This is a genomic window from Pseudomonas sp. RC3H12 (assembly GCF_018596375.1).
Lineage (GTDB): Bacteria > Pseudomonadota > Gammaproteobacteria > Pseudomonadales > Pseudomonadaceae > Aquipseudomonas.
Map to the genome: position 1 here is coordinate 4,397,392 of NZ_CP075595.1, position 14,782 is coordinate 4,412,173.

Consider the following 14,782-nt stretch of genomic DNA (forward strand, 5'->3'; position numbering starts at 1 on the left):
CAAAACCCATCCGGAAGGAGCAAACCCATGTGGACCAAACCTGCATACACTGACCTGCGTATCGGCTTCGAAGTGACCATGTACTTCGCCAACCGCTAAGCGGCAGTGCGTTACGACGCCTCGGCCCGCCGGGGCGTTGTCGTTTTTCGGATCAGCGTTTACGAGGGCGCGCATGTACATCCAGATTCTCGGTTCCGCCGCCGGTGGCGGCTTCCCCCAGTGGAACTGCAACTGCGTCAACTGCAAGGGCTACCGCGACGGCACCCTGCGCGCCACGGCGCGTACCCAGTCGTCCATCGCCCTGTCCGACGACGGCGAGCATTGGATCCTGTGCAACGCCTCGCCGGACATCCGCGCCCAGCTCCAGGCTTTCGCGCCAATGCAGCCGGCCCGAGCCCTGCGTGACACCGGTATCAGTGCCATCGTCCTGCTCGACAGCCAGATCGACCACACCACCGGCCTGCTCAGCCTGCGCGAAGGCTGCCCGCACCAGGTGTGGTGCACCGACATGGTCCACCAGGACCTGAGCACCGGCTTCCCGCTGTTCAACATGCTCAGCCACTGGAACGGCGGGCTGGTGTGGAACCGCATCGAGCTTGATGGCAGCTTTGTCATCGATGCCTGTCCGAACCTGCGCTTCACTCCCTTCCCGCTGCGCAGCGCCGCGCCGCCCTACTCGCCGCACCGTTTCGACCCGCACCCCGGCGACAACCTCGGGCTGCTGGTGGAGGACACCCGCACCGGCGGCAAGTTGTTCTACGCGCCGGGCCTGGGCCAGGTCGACGCCAAGCTGCTGGAGATGATGCATGGCGCCGACTGCCTGCTGGTCGACGGCACCCTGTGGGAGGATGATGAAATGCAGCGCCGCGGCGTCGGTACCCGCACCGGCCGCGAGATGGGTCACCTGGCGCAGAATGGCGCGGGCGGTATGCTCGAGGTGCTGGACGGCTTCCCACGTCAGCGCAAGGTGCTTATCCACATCAACAACACCAACCCGATCCTCGACGAAGACTCGCCGGAACGCGCCGAAGTACAGCGCCGGGGCGTGGAAGTCGCCTTTGATGGCATGAGTATCGAGCTGTAAGGAGGCCCTGTGAGCGACGCAACGCCGATGTCCCCTGCCGAGTTCGAGCAGGCCCTGCGCGCCAAGGGCGCCTACTACCACATCCATCACCCCTACCACGTGGCGATGTATGAAGGCCGCGCCAGCCGCGAGCAGATCCAGGGCTGGGTGGCCAACCGCTTCTACTACCAGGTGAACATCCCGATGAAGGATGCGGCGATCCTGGCCAACTGCCCGGACCGCGAAGTGCGCCGCGAGTGGATCCAGCGCCTGCTCGACCACGATGGCGCGCCCGGCGAGGATGGCGGTATCGAAGCCTGGCTACGCCTGGGCCAGGCCGTGGGCCTGGACCCGGACCAATTGCGCAGCCAGGAGCTGGTGCTGCCCGGCGTGCGCTTTGCCGTGGACGCCTACGTCAACTTCGCCCGCCGCGCCAGCTGGCAGGAGGCCGCCAGCAGCTCGCTGACCGAACTGTTCGCCCCGCAGATCCACCAGTCGCGTCTGGACAGCTGGCCGCAGCACTACCCCTGGATCGACCCGGCCGGCTACGAATACTTCCGTACCCGCCTCGGCCAGGCCCGGCGTGATGTGGAACACGGCCTGGCGATCACCCTGCAGCACTACACCACCCGCGAAGGGCAGGAGCGCATGCTGGAGATCCTGCAATTCAAGCTGGATATCCTGTGGAGCATGCTCGACGCCATGAGCATGGCCTATGAACTGAACCGCCCGCCGTACCACAGCGTCACCGCCGAGCGGGTCTGGCACAAGGGGATCGCCCTATGAGTTTCGACCGTCAACAGGTGCCCGCCTGGCGCCCTGGCTATCGCTTCCAGTACGAGCCCGCGCAAAAGGGCCATGTGCTGCTGTACCCCGAGGGGATGATCAAGCTCAACGACAGCGCCGGCCTGATCGGCGGGCTGATCGATGGCCAGCGCAGCGTCGCCGCGATCATCGGCGAGCTGCAACAGCAATTCCCCGATGTGCCCGAAGTCGCCGACGACATCGAGCAATTCATGGAGGTGGCCCGTGCCGAACACTGGATCACCCTCGCCTGAGGTGCCGGTCGGCCTGCCCTTGTGGCTGCTGGCCGAGCTCACCTACCGCTGCCCTTTGCAGTGCCCGTACTGCTCCAACCCACTGGATTTCGCCGAGCAGGGCAAGGAGCTGAGCACCGAGCAGTGGTTCAAGGTAATGGCCGAAGCCCGCGAGATGGGCGCCGCACAGATTGGTTTTTCCGGCGGCGAGCCGCTGGTGCGCCAGGACCTTGCCGAACTGATCGCTGAAGCTCGGCGCCTGGGCTACTACACCAACCTGATCACCTCCGGCATCGGCCTGACCGAACAGAAGATCGCCGCCTTCAAACAGGCCGGGCTGGACCATATCCAGATCAGTTTCCAGGCCAGCGACGAGCAGGTAAACAACCTCCTGGCCGGCTCGAAAAAGGCCTTCGCGCAGAAGCTGGAGATGGCCCGGGCGGTGAAGGCCCACGGCTACCCGATGGTGCTCAACTTCGTCACCCATCGGCACAACATCGACCGGATCGACCGCATCATCGAGCTGTGCATCGCCCTTGAGGCCGACTTCGTGGAGCTGGCCACCTGCCAGTTCTACGGCTGGGCGCACCTCAATCGCCTTGGCCTGCTACCGACCCGCGCCCAGCTGGAACGGGCCGAACGCATCACCAATGAGTACCGCGACAAGCTCAAGGCCGAAGGCAGCCCGTGCAAGCTGATCTTCGTCACCCCCGACTACTACGAAGAGCGCCCCAAGGCCTGCATGAATGGCTGGGGCAGCCTGTTCCTGACCATCACCCCGGACGGCACCGCCCTGCCCTGCCATGGCGCGCGCCAGCTGCCGGTGCAGTTCCCCAATGTGCGCGACCATGACCTGCGCCACATCTGGTACGACTCGTTCGGCTTCAACCGCTTCCGAGGCTATGACTGGATGCCCGAGCCGTGCCGCTCGTGCGACGAAAAGGAAAAGGACTTCGGCGGCTGCCGCTGCCAGGCCTTCATGCTCACCGGCGATGCCAGCAAGGCCGACCCGGTGTGCGCCAAGTCACCGGACCACGGCATCATCCTCAAGGCCCGCGAGGAAGCCGAGCACGCCACGTTGGAGATTGAACAGATGACCTTCCGCAACGAGCGCAACTCCCATGTCATTGCCCGCGGCTGAGTTCAGCGCCACCCAGGCGGTAGCCGCCGGGACCGATTTCGCCGAGCTGAAGGTCGGCGAACAGGGTGTGTTCTGGAACGAGTTCCGGCCCGCCGATGGCGCCTGCCGCATCTGGCATTGGCTCGACCACCAGGCTCGCTGCCTGACCCCGGACGGCTACAGTGTGCGCAGCCGGGTCTATGAATACGGCGGCGGCAGCTTTTGCCTCGGTGGCGACGGGCTGGTGTTCGTCAACGAACAGGACCAGCAGGTCTACACCCAGGGTTTCGACGGCAGCCCCCCGCGTCCGCTCAGCCACGCCGGCGATTGTCGCTACGGCGATGTCCAGTGGCATGCCGGCCAGGTGCTGGCCGTCGAGGAACGCCATGCCCAACAGGTCGAGCATCGCCTGGTCAGCCTCGCGGCGGGTCATCGGGAAGTCCTGGCCGAAGGCGCCGACTTCTACGCCTCGCCAACGCTGAGCCAAGATGGCTGCCGCCTGGCCTGGATCGAATGGGACCGCCCGGCGCAACCCTGGACCGTTACCCGGCTGATGTGTCGCGAGCGCGCCCCGTCCGGTGCCTGGGGAACGGCACGCTGCATCGCCGCGCAGGACGAATCGTTGCAGCAGCCGCGCTTCGATGAGCAGGGCCGCTTGCACTGCCTGTCCGACCGCGAGGGTTTCTGGCAGCCTTGGGGCGAACTCGACGGGGGCTGGCAACGCCTCCCCGCAGCGGCCGCCGATCATGCCACCGCGCCCTGGCAACTGGGCGCCAGCACCTGGCTGGCCCTCGGCCCCACCAGCTACCTGGCCAGCTGGTTCGAGAACGGCTTCGGGCAACTGGGGTTGCGCCGTGACACTGGCGAAGTGGAGCGTTATGCCAGTGCTTACACACGGTTCCGTAGCCTGGCCTTGGACAACGAGCGCATCTATGCAGTGGCCGCCTCGCCGATCAGCCCACCGGCGGTGATCGCCATCGACCGGCGCAGCCACGAAGTCGAAGTACTGGCAGGCGGCGCCGAGGTGCTGCCGGTGGAATACATCAGCCGCCCGCAGCCGATCCACTATGCCAGTGGCGATGGCACGGCCCACGGTTTCTTCTATCCGGCCATGCAAGGTGCGGCCGGCCTACCCCCAATGGTTGTGTTCATCCATGGCGGCCCGACCTCGGCCTGCTACCCGGTGCTCGACCCGCGCATCCAGTACTGGACCCAACGCGGCTTCGCCGTGGCCGACCTCAACTACCGAGGCAGCAGCGGCTACGGTCGCGCCTATCGCCAGGCGCTGCACCTGCGTTGGGGCGAATGCGACGTCGAGGACGCTTGCGCTGCGGTCAGGCATCTTGCCGAGCAGGGCTTGATCGACCCGGCCCAGGCCTTCATCCGCGGTGGCAGCGCCGGCGGCTACACCACCCTATGCGCCTTGGCCTTCCAGGATGTGTTCCGTGGCGGCGCCAGCCTGTACGGCGTCAGCGACCCCGAGGCGCTGGGCCGGGCCACCCACAAGTTCGAAGGCGACTACCTGGACTGGCTGATCGGCGACCCGCAGCGCGATGCCGAGCGGTATCGCCAGCGCACACCATTGCTGCACGCCGGGCGGATCAAGGTACCGGTGATTTTCTTCCAGGGTGAGCTGGATGCGGTGGTGGTACCGGAGCAGACACGCTTGATGCTCGAGGCCCTACAGGCCAATGGCATCCAAGCCGAGGGGCATTTTTATGCGGGCGAGCGGCATGGGTTCCGCCAGGCGGCGAATCTGGCGCATGCGCTCAACGAAGAGTGGAAGTTCTACTGCCGGTTGCTAGGCCGGTAACTCACCTGGGGCTGCTACGCAGCCCCAGTATTCAGCGCTTGGCAATGATGTACACCGCGTGCACGATCCCGGGGATGTAACCCAGCAAGGTCAGCAGGATGTTCAGCCAGAACGCGCCACCGAACCCTACCTGGAGGAAAACGCCCAGCGGCGGCAGGAGGATGGCGATGATGATGCGGATGAAGTCCATGCGGTGTGCTCCTTGAAGGTGTATCAACACAGACTAGCCGTACCTGCCGGAGGTTCCACCGGACAAAAAAACGCCCCTGGCCATGTATTTCAGACCAGAGGCGATGCGCAGGAACGCGAGACGGTTCGTTGAAATTCTGTACGTCGGCTGCCGGGTCAGGCCGGCACTTCACGGCGATTGTGCTGCTGGGCATGCAGCCGGGTGAACGCCCGGGCCAGGCGTAAGAGCATCTCGTCGATGTTGCCCTTGCTCACGGTCAATGCCGGCGAGAAGCGCACCACGTCGGCCTGCGGCGCATTGAGCAGCAAGCCTTCCTGCAACGCAGCCTCGACCAGCTGCGCCGCGACACCCTCACGCAGTTGCAGCCCCCACAACAGCCCCTGGCCGCGCACTTCGCCCTGGCCATAGCGACCAGCCAGGCGGCTGAGGCCATCGCGCAGGTGGCGACCACTGTCCATCACCTGCTCGAAGAACCCCGTATCCAGCACGGCCTGCAGCACAGCCAGCCCGGCAGCACTCATCAGTGCGTTGCCATGGTGGCTGCCTTCCAGTTCGCCCGGCTCGGCGCAGCAGGCACGCCCACGGGCCAGCAGCGCCGCCAACGGCACACCGCCGCCCAGGCCTTTGCCGAGGGTGATGATGTCGGCCCGCACGCCGTAGGTTTCTTCTGCCAACAGGGCGCCGCAACGTCCTACACCGGTCTGCACCTCATCGAGGATCAGCAGAATGCCCAGCTCACGGCACAAGCGCTCGACACCCTGGAGGTACTCGCGGGTGGCCGGAATCACGCCGGCTTCGCCCTGGATCGGCTCGAGCATGATTGCCACGGTGCGCGAGTCGACCGCCGCATGCAGCGCCGCCAGGTCGTTGAACGGCACCTTGCTGAAACCCGGCAAGCCGGGCTCGCAACGATTGCATGGCAGCGGGTCGGAAGCCGACAACGCCCCGAGCGTGCGCCCATGGCAGCCTTGGCTGGCGGTAATGATGTGATAGGCGCCATTGCGGTGCAGTTGGCCCCATTTGCGCGCCAGCTTGATCGCACCCTCGCAGGCCTCGGCGCCACTGTTGAGCAGGTAGGCCTGATCACTGCCAGTGCGCTGGCACAGCAGCTCGACCAGGTTCAGCAGGCCGCGGCTGTGGTAGCCCGCGCCGGGATTGATCAAGGCCTGGGCCTGGTCGCCCAGGGCCTTGACCAGCACGCTCGGGCTGTGGCCCAGGCTGTTCACCGCGCAACCCTGGGTGAAGTCCAGGTAGGCGTGCCCTTCGTCATCCCACAACCACGATCCCTGGCCTCGCACGAACACATGCGGCGCACGTTCGATGCTGGGCATCAGCCGCTCGCGGGAGCACTGCGCGGCGGCCGGCACGCTCACAAAGGCACGCTTGGGCTCGGCGACGGCGGGTGCCGAACGGCGCAGGTTGAACAGGTTCATCGGGACTCCGGCCAATCACGGTGGTGGGCGGTCAAGGTTCCGGTCTGGCGCCGGAATTGAATATTCTGCCTTGCCTATCAAAAGTGTTTTTCAGCTGGGGTAACAATCACCGGGATGAGCGCTGTAACCCGTTGGAATACGGCGATAGACTAGGCCTCTGGTTGTTTAGCGGCCATTTCGATTTCCCAGCTTTTTCGATAAGTATCACTTATGGATTTTCGCCAACTGCGTTACTTCGTCGCGGTCTATGAAGAAGGCCATGTGGGCCGCGCCGCCGAACGCCTGTCGCTGTCCCAGCCAGCACTGTCGCAGCAGATTCGCCAGCTGGAGCACAGCCTCGACCTGAGCTTGTTCGAACGCAGCAACAAACGCCTGCTGCCCACGCTCGCCGCGCATACCCTGTACAACCACGCCGTGCCCTTGCTCGATGGCCTGCAACGGGCCCATGAAGCCATGGGCAACTTCAAGGGCCAGTCGCTGCGCACCCTGGCCATCGGCGTGCTGCAGACCGTACGGCCAAGCTTGGTGCCGCAGCTCCTGGAGCGGGTGCGCAAGGCCCAGCCGCACTTGGTGGTACAGATCTATGAACTGTCGGGGTCGGAGATCGAGCGGCGCCTGCTCAACGGCAGCCTGGACATCGGCATCAGCTACCTGCCGCCACGCCAGCCAGGGCTGCATGGCTTACTGCTGTACGAAGATGAACTGCAGTTGGTCATCCCCTGTACCCACCCGCTGAAGGACTTCAAGAAGGTCTCGATCCGTCAGGCGGCCGAGTTGCCGATGCTGATGCTTGGCGAGGAGTTCCAGATCCGCCAGATCTGGAAGGCGCAGCTGGCCAGCCAAGGGCGCAGGCCGCAGGTGCAGGCCGAGATGAACAACATGGCGGGGATCCTCGACAGCCTGGCGCACACGGCGCTGGTGACCATCCTGCCGGGCCGGGCCAAGGATGCCGCACAGGACGACCAGGAGCTGCTGTGGAAGCCTCTCAGCGAGCCACGTATACCGCTGAAGGTAGGCCTGGTGTTTCGTGACGCGCAACGTCAACAGGCCTCGGTCGAGCTGCTGCGTAGCTTGCTGGAGGAAGAGGCCGAGCCACGCCAGCTGGGTGTTTCGCCGCTGGACGTGCTTGGCTGAAACACGCGCATAAAGAAAACCCCGCCTAAGCGGGGTTTTCCAGACTGTTTCCCTTCGACATCCCTATCACCCCGCCATCCTGGCAGGAAATCCTTCTTGTCCCTGTTCTATCTTTTCGCGCTTCCTGCGCAACTTCCTTGTAAGGCGTCCTGCTCTGTCCATTGCGCGTCCTGCGCTACGTCCATGTAAGAAAGAGTAACCGTGGATCCAATCTTAGGAAAGAGGCGAAACGTCACCACGTCGTGTAAGCCAAAGCTTACAAGAGAGGTCCATTCACAAACATGCGCCTCCGACCAAACAAAAGGCCGCCCCCGCTGCCGGAAATGCATCCAGTGCGGGGGCGGCCTCATGCCGCAATCGGGCCGCCAGGCAGCCCGGCGGGGTTAGAACTGTGCAGCGTCCAGCAGGTAGAGCGACTCGCTACCAGCCCTCACCGACGCCGCCAGCGAATGGACTCGCGGCAGCAGGCGGGCAAAGTAGAACCGTGCCGTGCCCAGCTTGGCGCCATAGAAGTCAGCATCCCCTTCGCCGGCCTTGGCGCCCCGCGCCATCAGTGCCCACATGTAGGCATAGGCGACATAACCGAATGCGTGCAGGTACTCGACCGAAGCTGCACCGATCTCGTTGGGGTTGCCCTTGGCCTGATCCAGCACCCAGGCGGTCAGCTCGTCGAGCTGGTCGAGGGAGGCTGCCAGGGGCTTGGTGAACTCGCCAAGGTCAGCAGCGCTGGCGCCAATGAACTCGCGGATCTCGTCGGCGAACAGCTTGTAGTAGGCGCCACCACTGGCCACCACCTTGCGGCCGACCAGATCCAGTGCCTGGATGCCGTTGGTGCCTTCATAGATCTGGGTGATACGCACATCGCGCACCAGTTGCTCCTGGCCCCATTCGCGGATGTAGCCATGTCCGCCGAAGACCTGCTGGCCATGCACGGTGCACTCCAGGCCCAGGTCAGTGAGGAAGGCCTTGGCCACCGGGGTCAGCAACGCCACCAGTTCCTCGCTGCGCTTGCGGGTCGCGGCGTCTTCGCTGTACTTGGCGCTGTCGAGCTGCATCGCCACATAGGTGGAGAACGCCCGGCCGCCTTCGGTCAGCGCCTTCATGGTCAGCAGCATGCGCCGCACGTCCGGGTGGACGATGATCGGGTCGGCCACCTTGTCCTTGGCCTGCGGGCCGGTCGGGGCGCGGCTCTGCAGACGGTCACGGGCGTATTCCACGGCATTCTGGTAGGAACGCTCGGCCGAGGCCAGGCCCTGGATGCCGACACCCAGGCGCTCGTAGTTCATCATGGTGAACATGGCCGCCAGGCCCTTGTTCGGCTCGCCGACGATATAGCCGACCGCTTCGTCGAAGTTCATCACGCAGGTAGCCGAGCCCTGGATGCCCATCTTGTGCTCGATCGAGCCGCACGTGGCCGGGTTGCGCGCGCCGAGGCTGCCATCTTCGTTGACCAGGAACTTGGGCACCAGGAACAGCGAGATGCCTTTCGGGCCTGCCGGTGCATCCGGCAGCTTGGCCAGTACCAGGTGGATGATGTTCTCGGTGAGGTCGTGCTCGCCGCCGGTGATGAAGATCTTGGTGCCGCTGACCTTGTAGCTGCCATCAGCCTGGGGCTCGGCCTTGGTGCGGATGATACCCAGGTCGGTACCGGCGTGGGGCTCGGTGAGGCACATGGAGCCGGCCCAGACACCCGAGTACATGTTCGGCAGGTACTTTTCCTTGAGCGCTTCACTGGCGTGGGCGTTGATCGACAGGCAGGCGCCGGCGGTCAGCATCGGGTACAGGCCGAAGGCCAGGCTCGAGGCATTGACCATTTCCTCGACCTGGGCCGAGACAACCTTGGGCATGCCCATGCCACCGAAGAGCGGATCTCCGCCAACGCCGACCCAGCCCCCTTCGGCATAAGTGTTGTATGCCTCGATGAAGCCCTCCGGGGTGCGCACCGAGCCGTTGTCCCAGTGGCAACCCTCTTCGTCGGCAGCGCGGCTCAGCGGCGCGATGGTCTTGCCGGTGACCTTGCCGGCCTCCTCCAGCACGGCCATGGCCGTGTCGGCATCGACTGCCTCGGCAAGGCCGGGCAGTTGCGACCAGAGCGTGGCCACGTCGAAGACTTCATTGAGGACGAAGCGCATATCGCGCAGGGGCGCTTTATATTCAGCCATGACAACCTCTCGCTATAAGGGTCGGGGCGGCCCGTGAAGGCCGCGGCACTGGGATGACCGCAGTGTAACCGAACAACTTTTACGAGACATAGGGTCATCATGCGACCGAATGGTCAGACATAGTCACGCGCTAACCCGCCATGCGCACGGCCCCACGCCGCGACTGCTGACCAAAGGTCATGACGCAGTTACGCCCCGCTCCCTTGGCGCTGTACAGCGCCTGGTCGGCGGACTTGAGCACTTCGTCGGGGTTGCGGTGCTCGACCTGGCGCTCGGCGACGCCGATGCTGATGGTCACCGACACCGTGGTATTGGCGCCGCCCCCACGGCGCTGGCGACCGGTGGAGTCATCCTGCGGTCGGCTGTTCTGGTCGCGCAACTGGATGGCATAGTTGGCGATCATCTCGCGCACCGCCTCCAGGTGCGGCAGGCATTCTTCGGCGGTCTTGCCGGCGAACACCAGGGCGAACTCCTCGCCACCGTAACGGTAGGCGCGCCCGCCCCCGGTCACCTTGGACAAGCGGCTGGCAACCAGGCGCAACACCTGGTCGCCGACATCGTGACCATGGGTGTCGTTGAATTTCTTGAAGTGGTCGACGTCGGTCATGGCGATCACATAGTTGCGCCCCAGGCGTTGCATGCGCTCGTTCAGGGCGCGCCGCCCCGGCAGGCCGGTCAGCTCGTCGCGGAAGGCCATCTGGTAGGCCTCGTGGGATACCGCGGCGGCGATCATCAGCATCACCTGGCTGCACATGATGTTCAGGGTGAACGGCAGGATAAAGGTCTTGGGCAGCATCCAGAAGATGCCGATAAGGCCAATGATCTGCGCGGCATGCAACGGCCTGGGCTCACGCAGGTACTGCACCACCAGCAGGATGAACACCGCCAGGAACAGCGGATAGGCCAACTGGATGAGGCTCATCCACTGGCCATGCAGCGAGGGCCAGCGGATCTCGGCCAACCAGCCCAGCAGCGCCTCTGGGAAGCTCTGCTCCAGGGCCACCGCCACGCTGCTCACGGCGAACAGCACGGCGAAGCGGGCCAGCAGGTCCTGGGCCAGGTGCGTGCGTTCCTGCCACGCACCGTACAGGCCGAACAGCGCGGGTAGCAGCAGACAGACCAGGTGGAAGATCACCGCGGCATCCTCGCGGACTCGGCCATTGTCGCGATAGAAGTCGGTCTGGGTATCGAGCAGGAAATAGGCGATGTAGACCGTGACCATCAGGAACAGCTCGCGCTGGCGGCGGTATACGGCGCAGTAGGCGCCACCCAGCAAAAGCACCAAGGTGGGTAGAACGTTGAACAGCGATGTGAAGAAGACGCTGAGGTCCCTTACATAGGCTGCCGCAAGCCCTGCCAGCAACAGAATCAGCGAAGGCAGGAAGTGGCTCGCGCGTACAGCGGATAGACGAAACAAGGGTAATCTCCGACCCGGCAGATCAATAATGGCATTGTGCCCCTACTTCATCGGCAGTGCACATGAATAGATGAATACAGATGCCCGCTTTAACGGCAGATCAGGGGCGAAGCTTGAGACTTTCTCGTTACTGGATGCGACACCCGGTAGGATTATTCCTGTTTGTTTACACAGGGCCGCTCCTGCCGGGGCAGGCGTAGACTGCAAAAAAGAGGCAAAAAAAAACCGCCTACCGGTAAGGGCAGGCGGTTTTCTTACAACCGGCGAGCTTAGATGGACAGACCGAAGTCTTCTTCCTTCATCGCCATGAGGTTATCGGCGCCAGACAGAATCGCCGCCACATGGCTGCGGGTACGCGGCAGGATGCGCTGGAAGTAGAAGCGCGCAGTCTGCAGCTTGGCGGTGTAGAACGCCTCTTCGCTGGTGCCGGCCGCCAGTTTCTCGGCTGCCAGGCGGGCGATGTCGGCCCAGAAGTAGGCCAGGCACGCGTAGCCAGAGTACATCAGGTAGTCCACCGAAGCGGCACCCACTTCCTCGCGGTCCTTCATCGCGGCCATGCCGATCTTCATGGTCAGCTCGCCCCACTCCTTGTTGATCGCGGCCAGTGGCTCGACGAACTCTTTGGTGGTGGCGTTGCCTTCCTGGGATTGGCAGAACTTGTGAACGATCTTGGTGAAGCCCTTGAGCGCCTCGCCCTGGGTCATCAGCACCTTGCGGCCGAGCAGGTCGAGCGCCTGGATGCCGGTGGTGCCTTCGTACAGCATGGAAATACGGCTGTCGCGTACGTTCTGCTCCATGCCCCATTCAGCGATGAAGCCGTGGCCGCCGTAGATCTGCACACCGTGGTTGGCAGACTCGAAACCGACTTCGGTCATGAACGCCTTGGCAATCGGGGTCAGGAAGGCCAGCAGCGCGTCGGCCTTCTTGCGCTCTTCCTCGTCCTGGCTGTACTTGACGATGTCCACCTGCTTGGCGGTGAAGTAGACCATGGCGCGGTTGCCTTCGGCGAAGGCCTTCATGGTCAGCAGCATGCGGCGCACGTCCGGGTGGACGATAATCGGGTCAGCGGCTTTTTCCGGTGCTTTCGGGCCGGTCAGCGAGCGCATCTGCAGGCGATCGCGGGCATATTTCAGGCCGCCCTGGAATGCCACTTCGGCGTGGGCCAGGCCTTGCAGCGCAGTACCCAGGCGAGCGGTGTTCATGAAGGTGAACATGCAGTTCAGGCCCTTGTTGGCGGGGCCGATCAGGTAGCCGGTGGCGCTGTCGAAGTTCATCACGCAGGTGGCGTTGCCGTGGATGCCCATCTTGTGCTCGAGCGAGCCGCAGCTCACGCCGTTGCGCTCGCCCACGCCGCCTTCGGCGTTGGGCAGGAACTTCGGCACGATGAACAGCGAGATGCCCTTGGTGCCGGCCGGTGCGTCGGGCAGGCGGGCCAGGACGATGTGCACGATGTTGTCGGCCATGTCGTGCTCACCGGCCGAGATGAAGATCTTGGTGCCGGACACTTTGTAGCTGCCGTCGGCCTGAGGTTCGGCCTTGGTGCGCAACATGCCCAAGTCGGTGCCGCAGTGCGGTTCGGTCAGGCACATGGTGCCGGTCCATTCGCCGGACACCAGTTTGGTCAGGTAGGTCTCCTGCTGCTCGGGGGTACCGTGCTCGGAGATGGTGTTCATCGCGCCATGGGACAGGCCTGGGTACATGCCCCACGACCAGTTCGACTCACCGACCATTTCGCTCAGGGCCAGGCCCAGCGACTCAGGCAGGCCCTGGCCGCCGTGCTCGGCGTCGTGGGCCAGGCTCGGCCAGCCGCCTTCGACGAACTGCTGGTAGGCTTCCTTGAAGCCGGTCGGGGTCTTCACGCCCGCCTCGCTCCAGGTGCAGCCTTCCAGGTCGCCGACGCGGTTCAGCGGGGCCAGCACCTCTTCACAGAACTTCGCGCCTTCCTGCAGGATCGCGTCGACCATGTCGGGCGTGGCGTCCTGGCAGCCCGGCAGGCTCTGATAATGCGCCTCATAGCCAAGCAGTTCGTCGCGGACGAAGCGGATATCACGCAAGGGGGCTTTGTAATCAGGCATTGCGATGAACCTCTGTGATGAGTTCGGTGGGAAGACCGCGGGTACCGACCAGCTCTTGGCGGCTTTCGGTCAAACAGTTGTTTGAAACTTACGTTTAGGAGGCCTCGCTGTCAAGGTGGGCTAACAATGGCATTTATGCCGCCGAATATGATGATTCAGCCAAGCACCCTCAAACGCATCGCGGGGCAAGCCTGCTCCCACGAATGGAAGCGGGCTTGCCCCGCGAAGTAAGCGAATGGGGTTCAGCGAGTCAGGCGTAGGTGTCGATGAACCGACCGAGCATTTCATCGGAAGCCTTGGCAACTTTGGCACCCAGTTCGACTTCGTGCTTGCCCAGGGCCAATTGCACGGTGCTGGTGGCCAGATCCATCTGCTGGCTGCGGTCAACGCCGCGCAGGCGCTCGGCCTGGTAGTCGGTGGACTGCCCGCTGGTGCCACGTTCGACGGCGCCGCTGGCGATCTGCTGGGCGGCCTGGTCGACACGGTTCTGGCCGTTCTGGATGGCACCCAGGCCCGCGTAGTAGGCGGAGCTCGCATTGATTACCATGTCAGGACTCCATGACGCTGGATGATGAACAGGCCTTATTAAAGCAGCAGAACGGGAAAAAGGCCCGTTGAAATCCCTAATAGCCTTGTGCCAGCCGATAGACAGGAGACCTAATCCAACAGGTCCAGATGCAAATGCTCGGCCACCGCAGCCGCGCCCGCCACCTTCAACCAGGGCACGCGCCCCAGGCATGGTGCGGGCAGCCGCTCGGCCAGGCTCGACAGGTTCTCTTCCAGACGCGATGTGCGCGGATCAACGATGTTCGCCACCCAACCGGCCAGTTGCAGGCCATCGCGGGCGATGGCCTCGGCGCTGAGCAAGGCGTGGTTGATGCACCCCAACCGCACCCCTACCACCAGGATCACCGGTAGTTTCAGGGCAATGGCCAGGTCTGACAGGTTCGCATGGTCGGACAACGGCACCCGCCAGCCGCCGGCCCCTTCGATCAAGGTGAAGTCGGCGTGCTGCGCCAGCACCTGCTGCATCGCATTACGCAGCACCAGTACGCTCAACACCACCCCCGCCTCGTGCGCCGCCACGTGTGGAGCGATGGCCGGCTCGAAAGCGAAAGGGTTGACCGATTCATAGGGCAGTTTGACCGAGCTTTCGTCAATCAATGCCAGGGCATCGCTGTTGCGCAACCCTCTGGGCGTCACCATGCAGCCGGATGCCACCGGCTTGGCCGCCAACGTGCTCAGCCCCGACTGCATCGCCGCATGCAGCAGACCCGCGGCGATGGTGGTCTTGCCGACATCGGTGTCGGTGCCGGCAATGAAATAGGCCTGGCTCAT

The 14,782-nt window shown here is 64.2% G+C and carries 14 protein-coding genes; 7 read left to right on the forward strand and 7 right to left on the reverse strand.

The window, feature by feature from the left end:
- The first annotated feature begins 27 nt into the window (after positions 1-27).
- The 6 genes from pqqA to KHO27_RS20090 all read left to right on the forward strand — a co-directional run bounded on the left by pqqA (position 28) and on the right by KHO27_RS20090 (position 5,033).
- Complete coding sequence (pqqA, locus tag KHO27_RS20065; protein ID WP_003243383.1) at positions 28-99, forward strand: pyrroloquinoline quinone precursor peptide PqqA; 72 nt, start codon at positions 28-30, stop codon at positions 97-99.
- Positions 100-172: 73 nt separating this feature from the next.
- Positions 173-1,084, forward strand: a complete 912-nt coding sequence (gene pqqB, locus KHO27_RS20070; RefSeq protein WP_214500677.1) for a pyrroloquinoline quinone biosynthesis protein PqqB — start codon at positions 173-175, stop codon at positions 1,082-1,084.
- Between the two features lie 27 nt (positions 1,085-1,111).
- Positions 1,112-1,849 (forward strand): pyrroloquinoline-quinone synthase PqqC, encoded by a 738-nt coding sequence (gene pqqC, locus KHO27_RS20075; RefSeq protein ID WP_177485975.1) that lies wholly within the window; start codon positions 1,112-1,114, stop codon positions 1,847-1,849.
- Entirely contained in the window at positions 1,846-2,121 is a 276-nt protein-coding gene (gene pqqD / locus KHO27_RS20080; protein WP_102681910.1) for a pyrroloquinoline quinone biosynthesis peptide chaperone PqqD, read from the forward strand. The genes pqqC and pqqD overlap by 4 nt, the downstream gene beginning before the upstream one ends.
- Entirely contained in the window at positions 2,093-3,241 is a 1,149-nt protein-coding gene (pqqE, locus tag KHO27_RS20085) for a pyrroloquinoline quinone biosynthesis protein PqqE (RefSeq protein WP_102681909.1), read from the forward strand. The genes pqqD and pqqE overlap by 29 nt, the downstream gene beginning before the upstream one ends.
- On the forward strand, positions 3,222-5,033 hold the full coding sequence (locus tag KHO27_RS20090) for a S9 family peptidase (protein WP_214500678.1): 1,812 nt from the start codon (positions 3,222-3,224) through the stop codon (positions 5,031-5,033). Before pqqE ends, KHO27_RS20090 begins: the two co-directional genes overlap by 20 nt.
- Before the next feature lie 31 nt (positions 5,034-5,064).
- Here the strand turns inward: KHO27_RS20090 and KHO27_RS20095 are convergent, their stop codons facing one another.
- Both KHO27_RS20095 and KHO27_RS20100 read right to left on the reverse strand, forming a co-directional pair.
- Positions 5,065-5,223 carry a YqaE/Pmp3 family membrane protein gene (locus KHO27_RS20095; protein WP_003177654.1) on the reverse strand — a complete coding sequence of 53 codons (159 nt, stop codon included), beginning with the start codon at positions 5,221-5,223 and terminating at the stop codon, positions 5,065-5,067.
- Positions 5,224-5,378: 155 nt separating this feature from the next.
- Entirely contained in the window at positions 5,379-6,656 is a 1,278-nt protein-coding gene (locus tag KHO27_RS20100) for an aspartate aminotransferase family protein (protein ID WP_110697448.1), read from the reverse strand.
- A 210-nt stretch (positions 6,657-6,866) separates the two neighbouring features.
- On the opposite strand from KHO27_RS20100, the gene KHO27_RS20105 reads away from it, so the two are divergent.
- Entirely contained in the window at positions 6,867-7,790 is a 924-nt protein-coding gene (locus KHO27_RS20105; protein ID WP_110697447.1) for a LysR family transcriptional regulator, read from the forward strand.
- Positions 7,791-8,173: 383 nt separating this feature from the next.
- Here KHO27_RS20105 and KHO27_RS20110 read toward each other — a convergent pair whose 3' ends face one another.
- From KHO27_RS20110 to bioD, 5 genes are all read right to left on the reverse strand, one after another.
- Positions 8,174-9,952, reverse strand: a complete 1,779-nt coding sequence (locus KHO27_RS20110; RefSeq protein WP_110697446.1) for an acyl-CoA dehydrogenase C-terminal domain-containing protein — start codon at positions 9,950-9,952, stop codon at positions 8,174-8,176.
- 130 nt (positions 9,953-10,082) lie between these two features.
- Complete coding sequence (locus KHO27_RS20115) at positions 10,083-11,369, reverse strand: GGDEF domain-containing protein (protein WP_046857406.1); 1,287 nt, start codon at positions 11,367-11,369, stop codon at positions 10,083-10,085.
- Positions 11,370-11,638: 269 nt separating this feature from the next.
- A complete protein-coding gene (locus KHO27_RS20120) occupies positions 11,639-13,444 on the reverse strand; it encodes a phenylacyl-CoA dehydrogenase (RefSeq protein WP_214500679.1) in 1,806 nt (601 codons plus the stop codon).
- Positions 13,445-13,694: 250 nt separating this feature from the next.
- A complete protein-coding gene (locus KHO27_RS20125) occupies positions 13,695-13,991 on the reverse strand; it encodes a pyrroloquinoline quinone biosynthesis protein PqqE (RefSeq protein ID WP_111532016.1) in 297 nt (98 codons plus the stop codon).
- Between the two features lie 110 nt (positions 13,992-14,101).
- Positions 14,102-14,782, reverse strand: a complete 681-nt coding sequence (gene bioD, locus KHO27_RS20130; protein ID WP_110697443.1) for a dethiobiotin synthase — start codon at positions 14,780-14,782, stop codon at positions 14,102-14,104.